This is a genomic window from Candidatus Halocynthiibacter alkanivorans (genome assembly GCF_003333265.1).
Taxonomy (GTDB): Bacteria; Pseudomonadota; Alphaproteobacteria; order Rhodobacterales; family Rhodobacteraceae; genus Halocyntiibacter_A; species Halocyntiibacter_A alkanivorans.
Window position 1 is genome coordinate 1 of record NZ_QOLB01000171.1, and the last position, 17,192, is coordinate 17,192.

The 17,192-nt window shown below is 54.5% G+C and carries 15 protein-coding genes; 8 read left to right on the forward strand and 7 right to left on the reverse strand.

Features of this window, described 5'->3' with window-relative positions; translation table 11 throughout:
- Positions 1-357: 357 nt before the first annotated feature.
- The 4 genes from DWA01_RS22755 to DWA01_RS22775 form a co-directional block, all read right to left on the reverse strand.
- Positions 358-1,974, reverse strand: coding sequence for a saccharopine dehydrogenase family protein (locus DWA01_RS22755; RefSeq protein ID WP_114288100.1), 1,617 nt, complete (start codon positions 1,972-1,974; stop codon positions 358-360).
- The gene (locus DWA01_RS22760) at positions 1,971-2,420 is read right to left on the reverse strand and encodes a thiol-disulfide oxidoreductase DCC family protein (RefSeq protein ID WP_114288114.1); all 450 of its coding nucleotides are present in this window, start codon (positions 2,418-2,420) and stop codon (positions 1,971-1,973) included. The genes DWA01_RS22755 and DWA01_RS22760 overlap by 4 nt, the downstream gene beginning before the upstream one ends.
- A gap of 377 nt (positions 2,421-2,797) precedes the next feature.
- Positions 2,798-4,228 carry a C69 family dipeptidase gene (locus tag DWA01_RS22770; protein ID WP_114288102.1) on the reverse strand — a complete coding sequence of 477 codons (1,431 nt, stop codon included), beginning with the start codon at positions 4,226-4,228 and terminating at the stop codon, positions 2,798-2,800.
- A gap of 490 nt (positions 4,229-4,718) precedes the next feature.
- On the reverse strand, positions 4,719-5,438 hold the full coding sequence (locus DWA01_RS22775; RefSeq protein ID WP_114288115.1) for a helix-turn-helix transcriptional regulator: 720 nt from the start codon (positions 5,436-5,438) through the stop codon (positions 4,719-4,721).
- Positions 5,439-5,623: 185 nt separating this feature from the next.
- On the opposite strand from DWA01_RS22775, the gene DWA01_RS22780 reads away from it, so the two are divergent.
- Positions 5,624-6,568, forward strand: a complete 945-nt coding sequence (locus DWA01_RS22780) for an alpha/beta fold hydrolase (protein WP_114288103.1) — start codon at positions 5,624-5,626, stop codon at positions 6,566-6,568.
- Between the two features lie 154 nt (positions 6,569-6,722).
- On the opposite strand, the gene DWA01_RS22785 is transcribed toward DWA01_RS22780, so the two are convergent.
- Together DWA01_RS22785 and DWA01_RS22790 are read right to left on the reverse strand one after the other, a co-directional pair.
- Positions 6,723-7,037, reverse strand: a complete 315-nt coding sequence (locus tag DWA01_RS22785; protein ID WP_114288104.1) for a DUF2306 domain-containing protein — start codon at positions 7,035-7,037, stop codon at positions 6,723-6,725.
- A 54-nt stretch (positions 7,038-7,091) separates the two neighbouring features.
- Positions 7,092-8,114 (reverse strand): LacI family transcriptional regulator, encoded by a 1,023-nt coding sequence (locus DWA01_RS22790; protein WP_160116103.1) that lies wholly within the window; start codon positions 8,112-8,114, stop codon positions 7,092-7,094.
- A gap of 192 nt (positions 8,115-8,306) precedes the next feature.
- Here DWA01_RS22790 and DWA01_RS22795 point away from each other — a divergent pair, with 192 nt between their 5' ends.
- The 7 genes from DWA01_RS22795 (at position 8,307) to DWA01_RS22825 (ending at position 15,178) form a co-directional block, all read left to right on the forward strand.
- Positions 8,307-9,557, forward strand: a complete 1,251-nt coding sequence (locus tag DWA01_RS22795; RefSeq protein ID WP_114288106.1) for an ABC transporter substrate-binding protein — start codon at positions 8,307-8,309, stop codon at positions 9,555-9,557.
- Positions 9,558-9,650: 93 nt separating this feature from the next.
- A complete protein-coding gene (locus tag DWA01_RS22800) occupies positions 9,651-10,526 on the forward strand; it encodes a carbohydrate ABC transporter permease (protein WP_114288107.1) in 876 nt (291 codons plus the stop codon).
- Positions 10,523-11,404: a carbohydrate ABC transporter permease gene (locus DWA01_RS22805; protein WP_114288108.1), complete on the forward strand. Its 882-nt coding sequence runs from the start codon at positions 10,523-10,525 to the stop codon at positions 11,402-11,404. The genes DWA01_RS22800 and DWA01_RS22805 overlap by 4 nt, the downstream gene beginning before the upstream one ends.
- 4 nt (positions 11,405-11,408) lie before the next feature.
- Complete coding sequence (locus DWA01_RS22810; protein WP_114288109.1) at positions 11,409-12,524, forward strand: ABC transporter ATP-binding protein; 1,116 nt, start codon at positions 11,409-11,411, stop codon at positions 12,522-12,524.
- Positions 12,525-12,538: 14 nt separating this feature from the next.
- Positions 12,539-13,576 (forward strand): hypothetical protein, encoded by a 1,038-nt coding sequence (locus DWA01_RS22815; protein WP_114288110.1) that lies wholly within the window; start codon positions 12,539-12,541, stop codon positions 13,574-13,576.
- Positions 13,557-14,237, forward strand: a complete 681-nt coding sequence (locus DWA01_RS22820) for a D-lyxose/D-mannose family sugar isomerase (RefSeq protein WP_114288111.1) — start codon at positions 13,557-13,559, stop codon at positions 14,235-14,237. The genes DWA01_RS22815 and DWA01_RS22820 overlap by 20 nt, the downstream gene beginning before the upstream one ends.
- Entirely contained in the window at positions 14,234-15,178 is a 945-nt protein-coding gene (locus DWA01_RS22825; RefSeq protein ID WP_114288112.1) for a carbohydrate kinase family protein, read from the forward strand. Before DWA01_RS22820 ends, DWA01_RS22825 begins: the two co-directional genes overlap by 4 nt.
- Before the next feature lie 415 nt (positions 15,179-15,593).
- Here the strand turns inward: DWA01_RS22825 and DWA01_RS22830 are convergent, their stop codons facing one another.
- Complete coding sequence (locus tag DWA01_RS22830; protein WP_114288113.1) at positions 15,594-16,529, reverse strand: phytanoyl-CoA dioxygenase family protein; 936 nt, start codon at positions 16,527-16,529, stop codon at positions 15,594-15,596.
- Between the last annotated feature and the right edge of the window lie 663 nt (positions 16,530-17,192).

A 17,192-nucleotide genomic window follows, 5' to 3' on the forward strand; every position in this document is an offset into this window, starting at 1 on the left:
CAAATGGAACACGTCCTTCCCAATATCGATACCAACTGACATCAGCGCCTCAATCTTGATTTCCTTCTTCTTCGAACTCATGGCTACTTCTCCTCTGCTGGCGGGTGAAACAAACACAGTTTAACCCGAGGGGGTGAAGCAGCCGGTACATCCCATTAGCTGACATTCATGCATTTGGCGTCCAATGACCGCTCCCAACCCCTAAGCCGACCCAAATAACACTGCGGCACTATTCCGGAATGAGACCATTTTGTGAGCTGCAGTGGTTTGTCTGAATGGGCGTAAACCAATAAAGCTGACGGTGAGGAGTGTTTAATCGATATTCACTTCATGCGGATCAGCGCCTCGTGACCGATGTTAACAACTTGAACCATAAAAGGGGGCATCGCTTGCCATCTCGTGAAGCGTCCCTTGGTAATGAACCAGAAGCCCTTTCGTGAGTGGAGCAAACAGCATTACGTCGAACCGAAACTCGTCGTTGCTCACGTATTCGCGCGTCTCAGAAATAGGCAAAAGCCAGCGCGGTAGCGGCACAGGTCCCAACCTTCCAGTGACAACGGGATAGTGCAACGCGTTGTCATGTAACTTCAGTCCCAAAAGGAACGTGAAAGGGCCGAAGCTCTCTGTCATCCCCGCTGGTGTCGCAACGAGACGTGAGCGGAAACTGCGATGGCCAAAGCGACGCAGCCAAGTCTCCCCTTTGGGTGTGACGGTCTTGATGACTGTGACCGGAATTTCATCAGCGGCTTCAGGAAAGCCGAATACTCGCCCAAGAAAACGGCTCCACAGCCCATCTCCGCGATGCACTTTGGCTCGCCCTTGCCAGCGGCTGCAATCGGCAGTCAAGTGCGTCGCGCGGATTTGGGCTGGCAAAGCGGCGAAATCGGACCCGAGCACCCGTGGGAAGATCGGATCAAGCGGCTCGCTTGCATGTTCGGTGCGCACGCGCAGATCCGACATTGCGGCTTCGGCTTCCTGAAGCGAGATGGCCTCCAGTGCCACGCGGGCCCCTGCCGGAAGGGTCGTCCTGCGCAACAGGGCACGCGCAGCAATGGCCGGAATGAAAGGTCCGTCACCATCCTCGGCCAGAAGTCGCCAAAAGCGCCGCTCCTGTCCAACGACTACCATCACAACCATACCACCGCGCCCACCGCCAAAAGGTGCCAATAAATCAGCCGCGATTTTGAAGGCCCGGACCACCGGTAGGTTAACCGGGAACGGCATTACCCGGCGCAGGCAGGCAAAGGCAGCTAACCCGTAGCGCATCACGCCAAGCTCAAGCCCGGCGCGAAAGACAACTGTTTCAGCACCGAAATGCGCGGGGAATAACTGCAGGTCCGGCACTTCGATTTGCCAGCCTTGACGGCTCACCCCATCAGGTAAGAGATAGTCGCGGGGGGCCGACCAGCCCCTTGCCCAGCACCATTTCCGCCCGCGCCAAATTGACATAGGCCGCCCCGCCTGAGCGAGGATCGACGCCATCACCGAGAGGCCACGCGGGCTGCGATTGCCGGGCAGGATCGCGCTGTCGATCACGCGCGGTATCTCATCTCCTACCAGGGCGCGCACTGCCGCGCTTGAGAGAGCGGGAACCGTGGAGAGCCCTGAAATGACACAAAGCCCGGCCGCCTGGGCCGCGTCATCTAACGCCGCAATCCCGGCGCAAAATGTTGCATTATCCGAGAGATCCAAGTAATGCACACCCGTACAAATCGCAGCACGGGCGAGCCGGTACGGGTCATCACCATAACTGTGGAAAGGCCCAGCTGCATCGACCACGACGTCGAAGCCTGCCAGTGCAGTCAGATCCCCGGCGCGGTCAAACCGAAGCGCGTTGCAGCCCAGCTCAGCCGCTAGACTTTGCGCTGCGGCACGATTGCGTCCCGCGATGCAAACATCGTGCCCGTCCCGTATCAAGAGCCGCGCAAGGCGAGCACCGAAAACCCCGTATCCACCAAGCACCAAAACCTTCACTGCAGCATCCGTCGCTGAAAATCAGGGTCAGGAAGAGAACACATGTCTGCCCGACCAAACAGCCGGTACCGGTTACGTGCAAGGCGCTGATAGAGCCAGTCGCGCAGCGGTTTGGGCAGGATCAACAGGGCTCTGGTGACGCTCCCCCAGCCTCCGAAACGCCGACCCGCGTGAACGATAGCCTCAATGTCGACATGGGCCACGCCCTCGTCGATGAAAAGCCAGCTCGATGGGTCGTCCGGGCTTAGCCCGTAATGCCGTAGAAGGGCCGCCCCCAAGGGTGTTTGAATCGGGCAGATCCGCACAGTGCCCGAGTGGTCGAGCCGATGGATAATCCTTGCGCCCCAACTGCAAACGGCGCATTCGGCATCCATCACAGCAACCGGCGCCCGGTCGTGGAAATCGGGGACGGCGGGGTCATCGCGAAAAGAAAATGGTTTGGTCATGATGGGGAGACCATCGGTTGAGCCTTGCACAATCGCAATGGCGTTTTTGCCTTGCCTGCAAAATAAATGGTACGTCGGCATGAAATGCATGAAATGTCGCGGCTTCAGTCAGACGGCAAAAGACGACTACCGGTTACTCGCCAAAAATTTACAAAGTCCGCTTCCTGCGCATTGCGGTCCTTGGTGTCTCTCGCAGCGAAGGTCGGCAAACCGCCCTTCGCACCGAATGTGCCTGGCGCAGCAATCTGACCAATCCCCTCTGCCATCACTGTCACGACCGGCCCATTCCGGACCTTGACCGTCATTGCGGCGAAAGTCCGGTTTTGAACCCATAGTTGCCAACGTTGGTTTTGTCATTGCTGGCCCCAAGGGGAAATCTACCAAATCTGATCATACATTTTGAGGCTGGCGTTGCGATCATCTTGTCCCGCCAACTTTGTTAGCGCTTCTAGGCTGGCGGACAGTGTGGCGACTAACTCAAGGCCAGACAGCAACTCATTGTTGCTAAAATACGTAAGCAAAGAGAATGCTGCGAACTCGTCGCCTTGATCGATCAGGGCACTGGCTGCCTTCACCATGGTCTTAGTTTGCCTGGACACAATCGCTTCACGATTCTCAAAACACTGGACAACTTCCGGTATATATCGGTCTTGATTCTGAAGCATGAGATACAAGAGCCGCTTGCACTCGGAGACCGCGCAACGAAAAGCTTCGGTCCGCTGTGATACCTTTGAGAGCGTATCGTCGGCACCGGTAACCTCTTTGCGATTGTCCATAAAGCGATGGGACTCGCCGGTAGTCAGATAACGATGCATCTGGAATTCTTCAGGCACTTTGTTCTGGCCCATAAATACAGGCGCAAACGGTGCCGCGAGGCCTCCTATCGGCGCGTGCCACAAGAACCGGAGTCCATTGTGGGTCGGATTGCATAGCGGTACCACTTGCCCATATCCGGCAGTGTCCCCTGTCAGACTTGGCGTTCGGATTGCCCAAATTATGTCGTTCAGACCAATTTTTTCAGACCGCGCCGCCCTCTTTGCCATCTCAGATTCGATCCACTGAACGCCGTCCCATCGACCTTTGCCATCGCCCAAAATTGAGTTCACATCGAACTCTCCTTGGGCGTACCAGCCCTGTGACCTGGCGAGACTTATCAGATTGGAGGAGTAGAGAAAGTCTGGGTGATCTGGCTCGTCAATCGGGATAATGCCGATGTATCCAGGCCGTGAGGCGCGAATGCTGTCGGCCCCCAGTCTCTCTGCCGCCCACAATCCCTGCCCACCTGCAAACTGGATCATTACCCACGCTTCATCAGCATCAGCGATCAGGTGCGAATTGCCACCGTAGGTGCTTTCGCCAAAGTCGGCAATTAGCTTAGCAATCAACTCTACCCCCTCTCGTGCAGTTCTGGCTCTCTCAACTACTATGCGTGCCAGGTCGCTGTAGTTCGGACCACTTTGATTGACCGGAGTCATCGCGATAAGTTCGTCGCGGGATGTCGACCATATGTCACGAACAGCAACTCCATATTCGTTTAATCCGCCGTTGGTGACGGGAGCCGGTACGCCTTTATAGTAGGAATATTCGACACGAATGTTTCGAGCGGTTTCGGATGCCTGAGGAATCGCAGTTTGTATCCCCGGCAAATCTGCATATTCGCTCACCCCAACGGCGATCGTTTTACCCGGATGATGTTGTTTTCGTGGGTTTATTTCCAACCAATGGCTGGAGGGTTCGTCACCATATCCTGCTAGCCACGCGTGACCAGAAGATGATTGGTTTTTCCCAACATAGATTGCGTAACTCATTGATTTACCGTCTCCTGGCCACCATGATATTCCTCGGCTCAGATACGCAAACAACATATCTTGCGAAAATCAACCTCAAATAGATTCTGAACTCGGCAATCTGGTACAAAATGATCAGGGTTCCACGGGCGGCACTTTTGACTATCTGTTTTGTACCGCTAACTGGACAATCTGAGTGGCTCAACATCGCCACTTTGTCCTGCACAGCTGACCTTGGCGCATCCCGCAGCGAAGGGCCGCAATCCGCCCTTCGCGCCGAAATGTGCATGGAGCAGAAATCGGACCACTTCCCTCTGCCATCACTGTCACGAATGGCCCTCAGCGGCCGTTCGTGACCACCGCGGCGAAGGGCAGTATTGAGCCCAAATTGCAGATTTTCTGTGCCGCAGCAAATGTCGGGTTTGTGGAAGCTGGCAAGATGGCCACCGAATTTCCAGTCATATATTAAGTGCGCGAGATGTAATGCCAAATGCTGCTCAATGCGAGAAAGTCAGCGAGGTAAATGCCGAATTGGGCGGACGTCATCCTCGAATGGTACATGTCGCCGCCGAAATGTTGCGCCATTGACGTTTTCTGGTGCGCTGATCCGGTCCATTCGAAAATGCCGGAAGTCTTTGCGCGCAGGATCCCAGGCCACCAAATACCATAGTGGTGGCAAGATCAGCATGGCTTGCGGTTCGACATGTCGACTGGTTACGGCCCCTTTTGCGTCACGGTACTGAAAACGCAGGTGTAGCCGTTGGAGAAAAGCTGTCTCGAATGCGGGCAGCAACGCGGGGTCCATCGCTCCCAAATCGGATATGTCTACCTGCGGAGAGAGCCGCCCTACGTACAAGCAATCCAGAAATCGGCGCAAATCCCGAACTTTGTCCGACGGCAGGGCTTTCTCAATTTTGGCAAGCCCGGCGTCTGCGAGACCTGAAAAGGGCAGACTTCCGGCAGCACGCATCGATGCAACGCTGATGAGAAGCGCAAACACTTCGGCGACCGAGAGCCGCGCTGTGGTCTGAACCGATTGCGGATCAAGTTGCAGGCCGCCCCCGCGCCCAGGTTCAGAATGAATGACAAAGCCCTCATCCCGCAATGCACTAATGTCACGCAAGACCGTGCGCCTGGAGGCGCCAACCTCTTCCGCTAAGTCAGCGACTGTCGAAGTGCCGCTGCGGCGAAGGCTGCGCACGATGGCGTCTTGTCGGAGGCGAACATTCATTTCGTAAGGCACCCATTTAATAGTGCCAGTATTTGGCACCATTAGGTTTTAGGCAATGGCTGTGCATGTCAGCAAGGAGATTTCGAAATTGCGACGCACATCCGCAAACCCCTGGGACTGGAAAGAGCGCCCTCCGAAACAGAAGGCGTCGCCAGATCACCCCGCGACGACAAAAAGGAAATTTAATGCTTAATCCAACCGACTTTCCCAAACCCACACTTATTTCAGCCAACGGTGTGGAACTGGAAGTCTTCGAAGCGGGCCAACAGAATAAAGGAAATCCAATCGTGCTCTGCCACGGCTGGCCAGAAAATGCCTTTTCCTGGCGCTATCAAATACCTGCTCTTGCCGCAGCGGGCTACCATGTCATCGCCCCAAACCAGCGGGGTTATGGCAACTCATCATGTCCGAGCGAAGTAACAGACTATGACATTGAACACCTGTCAGGTGATCTCATCGCACTTCTAGATCACTACGGATATGAAGATGCCACCTTTGTCGGTCATGATTGGGGTGCAATGGTCGTTTGGGGACTGACCTTATTGCATCCAAACCGGGTAAATAAAGTGATAAACTTGGCCTTGCCTTACCAAGAGCGCGGAGAGAAACCCTGGATCGAGATGATGGAAGCGATATTTGGCGGTGACTTCTATTTTGTCCACTTTAATCGACAGCCAGGCGTCGCGGACGCAGTATTCGAAGAAAATACATCCCGGTTCCTTCGCAATATGTTCCGCAAGAACGTGCCCTCGGCACCGCCTCAGCTAGGTATGGCGATGATCAACCTCGCCAGAGCGGAAACGCCACTTGGTGAGCCCATCATGAGCGACAGCGAACTGGCCGTTTTTGTCTCTGCCTTTGAAACATCCGGGTTCACAGGCGGTATAAATTGGTACAGAAATCTTGACCGAAACTGGCACTTATTGGCGGACGTGAACCCAATCATCCAACAGCCTACACTTATGATCCACGGCGACCAGGATTTAATCCCGAAGTTTGAAAAACTTACAGAGTACGTGCCCAATGCTGAAGTGGTCAGTCTGGATTGCGGACACTGGATCCAGCAGGAAAAGCCGGAAGAAACAACCCAGGCGATTTTAAAATGGCTGGAACAGAAGGCGGCTGTTTAGCCCCGACAGCGCCAAAAGTAGAATCTGCCCTCCGACTTGATCGGAGGGCAGACCGAGACGCTCAAGAAGCCGAATGTTCACGCGAAATGTACAAGTGGCCTACGTCGAACGAATTCCAGACAGCACTCCCTTATACCATCGACGACCAACGGAGCTAAATTGGATTGGGTAGCGTTATTTCTCTGATTGGATCGGCTGGTCGCCTTCGAATGATCCATTCGACGACGGTAAGGTTGATGACCCAGCCCGCACCCATCAGCAGAGCATCTGGAAATTCGACCGTCTCGCCTGCGATCAGAATCCATGCCATGTTGGCGAAAGTTTGCGTCCCCGCGCCAAGAGCAATGGCATAGCCGCGCATCATCCAGGCCTGGTGGCGGGCAATGTCACCCCGCAGTATGGCCAGCAATCCCAGAATAATCGACAAGATCATGCCCGATCCAAAGATCAGCTGGAAAACGTAAATCATCGATCCGTCATGCGAGGGTTCCCTTGAGTTGCATGTGCGTAGTGCGCCGGTATTTTAGAATTCAGCCACCGGCTGGAATATTCTCTGTTGCACAGGCGCACCGGTAACGGTGATCTGATTCAATAATTGCGTAGCAAGCGCTTCACCGGCGATTTGAATATCCTCGCGAATGCGATCAACACCGGGATCAATCTGCTGCATCAGCGATGTTGTTGCCTTCACGATAAACTGCTTTCTGTTTTGGTCGGCATTCCCTGCATCTCTGAAACCGCTGTTGAGAGCGAGATAGGAGGTTTCACCAGGACATACGAAACCATCGGGGCAGTCATTATTTGCAGCCAGTTGCATGGCCCATTCACGGATACTGTCAGAGGTATCGTCCAGATGGATATTCTCAGGGATATGATAGCGGACAGCCGCGTCTGAAACCGCAGTCATAAAGCCATATTTTAAATGCTGGCGGAACGTGAGCTCCTCCGGCGGCAAGATGATGCAAACGTGTTTGCACCCTTTCCGGACCAGTTGCTCAACAGCCATTTTGGCAAACGCTTCATTGTCGAAATCAACGAAGGCGTGTTGTTCAGACAGAAATGTGCGGCCGTGGCAGACAAACGGAAATTTGTGTTCCAACAAAAACCTGGCGCGCTCGTCGAAAGGCTGGGTACGGGAAAAAATGATGCCGTCAGCCAGCTTATTGCGGACGATGCGTTCCACCGGTCCTATACCGCCGTCGTCGAGAAAATGCGGAGTAATGTTCAGGTGGTAATCTGTGCCGCGCAGCGCCTGGGTCAGTCCCACCACCAACGAATTGCCGAAACCGAGAATTTCCTGGTGCTGATCAAGGATCAGACTGATGACTTTTGTCTTGCCGGTGCGCAGGCGTTGTGCAGCACGATCCGGCACATATCCGACCGAGGCGGCGACGCTCGCGACTTTCTGGCGTGTCGCCAGTGCAATTTTGGGATCACCGGCAAGTGCCCGTGACACGGTGGCGACGGCGAATCCGGAGATCTCTGCAATGGTCTTTAACGTGGGGCGCCTGCCCGCATTGTGCTGCGGCGGTTTTCGGTGTGGCAAACTGCTCTCCCTGTCACGGCCCGGATTTAAATCGATTTAAACCTCTTCGGTTGTCGGAGATTTTACTGCACTTTACGCCAAGTATACAGCCATATTGCGGTTTGTTTCGACATTTTTGCAGAATCTGTTGACAGGAGGCTAATTTAAAACGTTATAAATACGCACTGCTGATTATTCTTTGGGAGGAACATGATGACAATTTCAACTTTTTTAAAAACAAGCGCGGCCATCATTGCGGTTTCGGGGTTCGCAACCTCGGCAATGGCTCAGAATGTCGAGGTTCTGCACTGGTGGACATCCGGCGGTGAGGCCGCAGCTGTCGGCGTTTTGAAGGACGATCTGGCGACCAAGGGTTTTGGCTGGGATGACATGCCGATCGCCGGCGGTGGTGGCAGCGACGCGATGACCGTGCTGCGGGCACGTGTTGTGGCGGGCGACGCGCCGACCGCAGCGCAGATGCTTGGGTTCGACATCAAGGACTGGGCGGGCACAACTGGCAAGCTTGGCAACTTGAATGCGGTGGCTGAGCGTGACGGCTGGGACGCGGTAATTCCGGAGGCGTTGCAGGAGTTTTCAAAATATGACGGTGTCTGGATTGCAGCGCCGGTAAATGTGCATTCCACCAACTGGGTCTGGATCAACAAATCGGCACTTGATGCTGTGGGGGGCAAAGCGCCTGAAAGCTGGGACGAACTGATTGTGGTTCTGGACGCGATGAAGGCGAATGGCATTACCCCTCTGGCCCATGGTGGTCAGGCCTGGCAGGATGCGACAATTTTCGACGCGGTAGTGATGGGCATCGGCGCTGACTTTTATCAGGCTGCGTTCATCGATCTCGATCCGGCGGCGCTTGGTGGGGCCGATATGGTAAAAGCGTTTGAGCGTATGGCCAAACTGCGCAGCTATGTGGATGACAATTTCTCCGGCCGGGACTGGAATCTTGCCTCCGCCATGGTGATTGAGGGAACTGCAGGCATGCAGATGATGGGCGACTGGGCAAAGGGTGAATTCCTGAAAGCTGGTCAGGTTCCCGGGGAGGATTTTATCTGTATTCGCTTCCCTGGCACCCAGGGCAAGGTCACATTCAACTCCGATCAGTTTGTCATGTTTGATCAGGGTGGTGCCTCAGAGGCGCAGCTCGCGATGGCGGCTTCGGTGATGGATCCGGTCTTCCAGTCTGCCTTTAACGTAGTCAAAGGTTCGGTTCCGGCGCGTACGGATGTGCCGAATACCGATTTCGATGATTGCGGCAAAAAAGGCATGGCTGACTTTGCCGAGGCGAACGCGAACGGCGGTCTCTATGGATCGATGGCCCATGGTCACGCCAATCCGGCGGCGATCAAGAACGCGATCTATGACGTTGTAACTGCCCATTTCAACGGTGAGTATGACAGCGTAACCGCTGCTGCCGAGCTTGTGGACGCAGTAGAAATCGCCAGGTAACACCGCTCAAAGGTCGTTGCGGCGGCAACCCAGCGGCCGTTCCGACTGGCGGGCTCTCCCAGCCCGCCGGTCACCATCAACGGAAAGTCAGTGATGAAAGATCGTCTTCAAAATTGGTTGCCACGCCTTGTTGTCGCGCCCAGTTTCCTGCTCGTGTTGTTGTTCGTCTACGGATTTATTCTGTATACCGCATATCTGTCGATGACGAATTCACGAATGCTCCCATCGAGTGAATGGGTCGGATTTGCCAACTATACCAAATTATTCAAACTCAGATCCTGGGACACGGCGCTGAAAAATCTTGCTATTTTTGGTATATTATACATCGTGATCTGTTCTGCGCTCGGGCTGTTTCTGGCGATCCTGCTGGACCAGAAAATACGCGCCGAAGGGGTGATCCGGCCGATTTATCTCTATCCGATGGCGCTGTCATTCATTGTGACCGGCACGGCGTGGAAATGGTTCCTGGATCCTGGCATTGGTATTGAAAACACCATGCACGCCTGGGGCTGGGAAAGCTTCCATTTTGACTGGATCAAGAACCGCAGTTTCGCCATCTATACCGTCGTCATGGCCGCCGTCTGGCAGTCTTCTGGCTTTGTGATGGCGATGTTCCTGGCCGGGCTGCGCGGAGTGGACAATGAAATCATCAAAGCTGCGCAAATCGACGGTGCCTCCGGGTTTCGCATCTATCGCAGGATCATCATTCCGCTGATGCGTCCGGTCTTTCTGTCGGCGTTTGTGGTGCTCGCCCATCTCGCGATCAAGGCCTATGACCTGGTCATTGCCCTGACCGGAGGCGGTCCAGGGCGGGCGACTGAACTGCCGGCGACATTCATGTATTCCTACACGTTCACCCGCAATCAGATGGGCATAGGCGCGTCATCGGCGATCATCATGCTGATCATGATCTTTTCGATCATCATCCCCTATGTTTACAGCGAAACCAAAAACGGAGAAAACCGATGAGCGGCGTTTCCCAGGACAATGCGGTCACCGGCAATCGGCTGACACGTGCTCTGATCTATACGGTCCTGATTTTCTTTGTGATCTACTACTTGCTTCCCCTCTATGTGATGGTGGTGAACTCTTTGAAACCACTGGATGAAATTCGTGGCGGAAATCTGATGGCCTTGCCACAGAACTGGTCATTGCAGCCGTGGCGTGATGCCTGGTCTGCCGCCCAGATCGGCGTCGAGCCAACCGGCTTGAAACCCTATTTCGCCAATTCATTCAAGATCGTCGTCCCGGCGGTAATTCTGTCCACAATCGTGGGGGCGCTCAACGGCTACGTGCTGACAAAATGCCGGTTTCGGGGGGCAAATGTGGTGTTTGCGCTGCTGCTTCTGTCCTGCTTTATACCGTTCCAGATTGTGCTGATCCCAGCGGCGCGCATTCTGGGGCTGCTGGGAATTGCCGGCACAATCAAAGGGCTGATTTTGATCCATTTCGTCTATGGGATCGGATTTTCGACTTTGTTTTTCCGGAATTATTATGCGGCCTTTCCCACCGAACTAATTGGTGCCGCCCAGATCGACGGCGCGACATTTTTCCAGATATTCACCCGTATTCTGTTGCCGAATTCGGGACCGATTATCGTTGTAACGGTGATCTGGCAGTTCACCAACCAGTGGAATGATTTTCTGTTTGGCGCCTCTTTTTCCGGCTTTGATTCAACACCGATGACCGTGGCACTGAACAATCTGGTGAATTCTTCGACGGGTGTCAAAGAATACAACGTCCACTTTGCAGGCGCCATTCTGGCCGCTCTGCCCACACTCTTTGTCTATGTCGTCTCGGGTCGCTATTTTGTACGCGGACTGATGGCCGGTGCCGTAAAAGGATAAGAAAATGGCTGCGCTAACAATTGAGAATCTTAAGAAATCCTATGGCTCCGTTAAGGTTTTGAAAGGCATCGATCTGGACATTGAGGATGGGGGATTTCTGGTTCTCGTCGGCCCGTCAGGCTGCGGTAAATCTACCCTGCTCAATACGATCGCCGGGTTGGAGGAAATCTCGGGTGGCGACATCAAAATCGGTGGCGTTTCTGTCGATGGCCTGCATCCGTCAAAGCGTGATATCGCAATGGTTTTTCAGTCCTATGCGCTTTATCCGAACATGACAGTGGCCAAAAACATCAGTTTCGGTATGGAAATCCGCGGGCTGCCCAAATCGGAAATCATGGCGACCATCAATGAGGTAGCCGCGCTGTTGCAGATCGAAGACCTGTTGGGCCGAAAGCCAAGTCAGCTGTCGGGCGGGCAACGTCAGCGGGTGGCGATGGGCCGGGCGCTGGTGCGTGATCCGCAAGTTTTCCTTTTTGATGAACCTCTGTCCAACCTTGACGCCAAGCTGCGGGTTGATATGCGCACCGAGATCAAACGCCTTCACCAGCGGTTGAAAACCACCATTGTTTATGTGACCCATGATCAGATCGAGGCGTTGACGCTCGCAACAAAAATTGCAGTGCTCAAGGATGGGTGTCTGCAACAGGCGGGGACGCCGGACGAGATATACAACAACCCGGCCAATATGTTTGTGGCCTCATTCATGGGCTCACCGTCGATGAATCTGATGCGCGCAAAAGTGTCAGAAGAGGCCGGCCAGTTCACCATCGAAATCACCAGTGGCGCGGCCACTGCCCTGACCTTGCCAGTGAACGGTATAGCGGATCTGCAGGCTTATGTCGGCAAGAGCGTCATGTTTGGCATCCGCCCCGAAGCTTTGACCGACCCTGACGGATCGGACAAAAAACACGGCGCGGAGATCGTAACAAGAGCGGCCGTCATCGAGGTGGTAGAGCCCGCCGGTTCGGACACTTTTGCGGTGGCCCGGCTGGGTGGGATCGAGGCTGTCGCGCGCTTACGTGCCGACGCAGAGGTCGAGGCAGGTCAAACAAGCAGCCTTGCCTTTAACATGACCAAGGCAGTCTTTTTTGATCCCGAAACTGAGTTGCGCATTCGTTAGGGGCTGGCAGAGACATGTTACATATTGCTTCTCAATCCCCCGCGGTCTCTGAACTCGCTGAGTGGCGCCTTCAGGCGGGCGATTTGCATGCAACGGTGTCGTCCGCTGGTGCGATGCTGTTTGATCTCAGGTTTACCAAATCGGACGGATCCTTTTTCTGGCCCTTTGCCAGGGCAGACTGGCGCGGTGATTTGCGCCGGAAGCTGCGCAAAGATATCCCGGTGCATCTGCAGTTGCTTGGTGGTGAGTGGGCCTGTGTGCCATTCGGGAAAACCGTTCTGGACCAACACACGCATGGCTTTTGCACCGATCACAACTGGAGCGTTGTAACCCGGTCTGACGCAGCGATCACACTGCGGATTGACTATCCCGCCGACCATGTTGTGGCTGCGGTGGAACGCCAGATTGCGCTGGATGAAAGGGGCACTTCGGTCGATTTCACACTAACGATAACCCCGCGCTCAGACTGCTGCTTACCGATCGCGTTTCACCCTGTTTTCGCCTTACCGCAGGAACCGGGTGACTTGGAGGTTTCGTTCCCTGGTTTTTCATCGGGCCAAAGCCTGCCAGCCTCTCTGGCCCGCGCCGGTTCGGCTTTGTCGCCGGACGCGCCCCTTACGGCTGCGGGAGAAATCCGTCTTGCTGACGGGTCCCGGCACAACATGTTCAACGATCTGTCACCGCTGAACGAAGAGCTGGTTCAGCTGTGGAATACCACGGGGGCGGCGACATTGACCTATGCGCGGGCGCAGTGCCAGGTTGCGATGGAATGGGATAAAGCCGCGCTGCCGCATTGCCTGATATGGGTCGCCAACCCTGGCCTGGAAAATATTGTTGATGGCGCGCAGTTCTGCGGCATTGGCATCGAGCCGAACAACAGTTTTTTTGACGTCAATGACCGCGCTGCTGACTTTTGCGCTACATCACATACCCATCCGTCGGAATTTGGCCTGGACCTGACAGCCGGCATACCCTGGACAACCCATTACCGAATTGCGATCCGCGAATTCGATGAGACAAAAGGAAAATTCGATGAAACGGTCCCACATTAATGAGATCCTGCTCGAAGGCGCTGCGTTCATTCGCTCGTTTGGCTATATCTTGCCGCCGTTCGCTCACTGGAGTGTCGAGGAAATGCGGGCCAGGGACACCCGCATTCTGCAAGAGCGGGGGATGGGCTGGGATATCACCGATTATGGTCAGGAAAAGTTTGACGAACTGGGCTTGTTTTTGTTCACCACCCGCAACGGAATTCAAGCCGACCTGCTCTCAGGCCAGGGCATGCTTTACGCGGAAAAAATCATGATCTCGCGCCAGAACCAGATTTCGCCCATGCACCGGCACAACATCAAGGCCGAAGATATTATTAACAAGGGCGGCGGCAAGCTGGTGCTCGAACTGTTTGCCGCCAACTCGGACGGTTCGATTGACCGGACCGGCAGCGTGACGGTCCCGGTGGACGGACAAATGGTGACACTGCCCGCCGGTGGTTTGCTGAAACTCGACCCCGGCGAAAGCGTGACCTTGTTGCCGGGAATCTGGCACGCGTTCTGGGGTGAGGGCGCCGACGTTTTGATCGCAGAAGTGTCCACCGTGAATGATGACAATACCGACAACGTCTTTGAAATGCCGATCAGGCGATTTGCCAAAGTCGAAGAAGATACCGCGCCACTGCATTTGCTGGTCTCGGATTACGGGACTCTTTTGAAATGATCCTTTGTAACGGTGAAGCCTTGATTGACATGGTGCCGGTTGAAAATAGTGCCACCCGGTGTCTGTCGCCTCTGGCAGGTGGGGCGATCTTTAACACCGCGATTGCGCTGGGGCGGCTTGGAGTGCCAACGGGGTATTTATCCGGTTTGTCGACCGATCTGTTCGGCGTTCAACTGGAACAGACCCTGTGCAAAAGCAACGTGGATGCCTCGTTTACGATCCGCTCAGACCGGCCGACGACGCTGGCTTTTGTCAAGTTGAGCAATGGGCACGCTGAGTATACGTTTTACGATGAAAACACCGCCGGCCGCATGATCACACCTGCGGATCTGCCGGATATTCCTGCGTCGGTACAGGCGATGTATTTTGGCGGCATCAGCCTCTGCTCAGAGCCCGCCGCCTCAACCTATCTTGCTTTGTGTGAACAATATGCCCTTCGTAAAGTGACGATGATTGATCCCAATGTGCGGCCGGGTTTTGTCAGTGATCGTGCAGCCTATATCGCCCGGATTAATCGCATGATCGCGCTTGCCGATATCGTAAAGGTCTCCGATGAAGATCTGGACTGGCTGATCCCGGGAGATCAACCCATTCTTGACAAACTCGCCGCGCTCAAAGCGATTGGTCCATCAATTGCGATACTGACCCAGGGTGCGAAGGGCCCGACAGCGCTTATTGCGCAAGGTCAGACGGTTCGCGTACCAGTGCCACAGGTGACGGTGAAAGATACAGTCGGGGCAGGAGATACGTTTAACGCCGGGGTTCTGGCGAAACTGCATAAACTCGGCTTGCTCGAAAAATCTAAAATCGCGCAGATTTCCGCTTCTGATGCGACTGAGGCCCTGGCGCTTGGCGTCGCGGTTTCTGCCGTCACAGTGTCGCGCGAAGGCGCCAACCCACCTTGGGCCAGTGAATTGGAGAGTGAAGCCACGCCTAGTTGAACCAGCCGGGAGCAGGGCCAAACTTATACCCATGTGTGGGTGACAACGCCACTCTGCTTTGTGGGACGTTGTCACAGCAAACAACCGATCAAGCTGAAGGTCGCATTAAAACAGTTCAACGAGCAAAATATCCTATTTGTGCCCCCGGCTTCCACCGGCGATCGGACTGCCCCCCAGTACTTGTGCGGGATTTTTCGCGCTTTTCTACAGCGGGAATGAACGGGCCAAACCGGCATTAACAAGACAACGTGACGTTGAGGTGCAGCTTTCGCATTCTAGTTAATCGTGGAGGATGCAGCATTTTTCAAGAAGGAACGACTTCAGCACGGGCAATTCCGCCTTTGACTGAGCTTTTGCCAATCGCCGCTTTCATGCCTGTATGAGTGCATTCGGCGTGACAGAAAACGACAACGGGTCACCAGTCCTTCAGTCCCAGCAACATTTGACCTAAATCCGTCAGCACTGCTGGTGAGACGAATTTCTTTTCCCAATCTCTTGGATCTCCCGGGAAGTCTGGGCGCATCGGAGGCTCAATTTCATGCCAGAGCCGGATGCGCTCTGCTTTTTCCTCAGAATTCGACGGCTCCGCTGGATGCATCGAGATGTATTGTGCCAATCGCACACGGTCCTTTGAGATATTTGGGCGCACGCCATGCGCCAGTAGCGAGTTGAAAATCAACAAATCGCCAGGGGCCAACGTAATGTTCTCGCGTTCAATCCCGGCCATATCTGGCATAAGCGGATTTCGATCTTGTGGCTGCGTTGCGACCCATTTGTCAAAATGCTCAAAAAGATAAGGAGCACACTGAAATCCGCCGGTCTCTTCGTCCTGCGTGTCGAGGCTGAGAACGCCTTGCACTCCGATCGGCGGGGGAACAATTGAGGTATTGACGTCCCAATGAATGAAGCCGTCCTTCGATGTCGCGTCTTTTTTTGGCGGGTTCAGGTTCGCACGGTCAATGGTCACCCACAGGTCTTCGCGGTCCCAGATATCGACGAATGCATCATAGATGCGGGGAGTCTGCCGGTTATCCCAGAGGGCTTGATGGTGATAGATTTCAACCATGCCTGCATTGTTCAGCTCTTTGCGGACGTGGGACCGCCGTTCGGGTGCGTACCATGTGCCAGGATCTTTCGGGTCTTTTTCGTCAAACTCCCAAAGAACATCTGCCAGTGCTTTAGTCTGCGCTGGCGGGACCGCTCGTCTCACAACGACGTAACCTTTGGTGATCCAGTGCTGCCAATCCGCCTTCGACAGAACCCGCAGTGGTAGCGTCTTTTGAATATCCTTTAACTGCGTCGTCAGGTTGGCGCTGATTGGATGACTGATTTCGTCAGCAGAAGGCTGCATTCCCTGATCCTCCATAGATCTGAAAGTCCAAGACAGTTTGGCTGCAAATCACAGCAGCTTGCAAGCCATCAGGTGTTCTTCAACCAAAATCCACGGCCCTAACCGGACCTTCACGCCAACGGTCAGCGCAGCGATACTGTCCTTCTTGACCGGTCATACGTGCATCGCGCAGCATCTCAGTCTGCTTGTCATCCGCTGCGCTGGGCAAGCTGCCTATGTTGTCTTAAGCTAAGGGGCCTCTTCTTCACAAAATTTGACATACTCTTACTGTTCAGCACACATGAAGTAGATACCCGCGCCCCGGTTCGCCATTGAACCACGGTTACTACGCTCGGAATAGACAAACAGGACCCATCGTAGATGGAGCGACATGTCAGACTATACCGAATTGCAGGCACGGGCCGGTATTCAGCATCGATTTTATTTAAAAGAGATAGCCAACCCTAAGCGACAGCGTTGTGACCTCGCCGCCGTTATCCTGATAGCCCCCCGCCCCCTTTTTTAGCGGTATCTTCGTAGGTGTTCAAAACCTGGACTTGCCGCGCAAAAGTTCCGGTCTCTCATCTCATGTTAGGCGGCCTTTCGTTCGAAGGCCAAGGGGCTTTTTCCACCAAGCGATGAATGCCGCCGTCGAGGGTTATAGAACCCATTGATGTACCGGAA

Coding starts and splice junctions, on each gene's coding strand:
- DWA01_RS22810 (WP_114288109.1), top strand. CDS start 11,409: ATGGCTGCGCTAACAATTGAGAATCTTAAGAAATCCTATGGCTCCGTT.
- DWA01_RS22800 (WP_114288107.1), top strand. CDS start 9,651: ATGAAAGATCGTCTTCAAAATTGGTTGCCACGCCTTGTTGTCGCGCCC.
- DWA01_RS22830 (WP_114288113.1), bottom strand. CDS start 16,529: ATGCAGCCTTCTGCTGACGAAATCAGTCATCCAATCAGCGCCAACCTG.
- DWA01_RS22825 (WP_114288112.1), top strand. CDS start 14,234: ATGATCCTTTGTAACGGTGAAGCCTTGATTGACATGGTGCCGGTTGAA.
- DWA01_RS22795 (WP_114288106.1), top strand. CDS start 8,307: ATGACAATTTCAACTTTTTTAAAAACAAGCGCGGCCATCATTGCGGTT.
- DWA01_RS22775 (WP_114288115.1), bottom strand. CDS start 5,438: ATGAATGTTCGCCTCCGACAAGACGCCATCGTGCGCAGCCTTCGCCGC.
- DWA01_RS22805 (WP_114288108.1), top strand. CDS start 10,523: ATGAGCGGCGTTTCCCAGGACAATGCGGTCACCGGCAATCGGCTGACA.
- DWA01_RS22760 (WP_114288114.1), bottom strand. CDS start 2,420: ATGACCAAACCATTTTCTTTTCGCGATGACCCCGCCGTCCCCGATTTC.
- DWA01_RS22820 (WP_114288111.1), top strand. CDS start 13,557: ATGAAACGGTCCCACATTAATGAGATCCTGCTCGAAGGCGCTGCGTTC.
- DWA01_RS22815 (WP_114288110.1), top strand. CDS start 12,539: ATGTTACATATTGCTTCTCAATCCCCCGCGGTCTCTGAACTCGCTGAG.
- DWA01_RS22785 (WP_114288104.1), bottom strand. CDS start 7,037: ATGATTTACGTTTTCCAGCTGATCTTTGGATCGGGCATGATCTTGTCG.
- DWA01_RS22770 (WP_114288102.1), bottom strand. CDS start 4,228: ATGAGTTACGCAATCTATGTTGGGAAAAACCAATCATCTTCTGGTCAC.
- DWA01_RS22780 (WP_114288103.1), top strand. CDS start 5,624: ATGCTTAATCCAACCGACTTTCCCAAACCCACACTTATTTCAGCCAAC.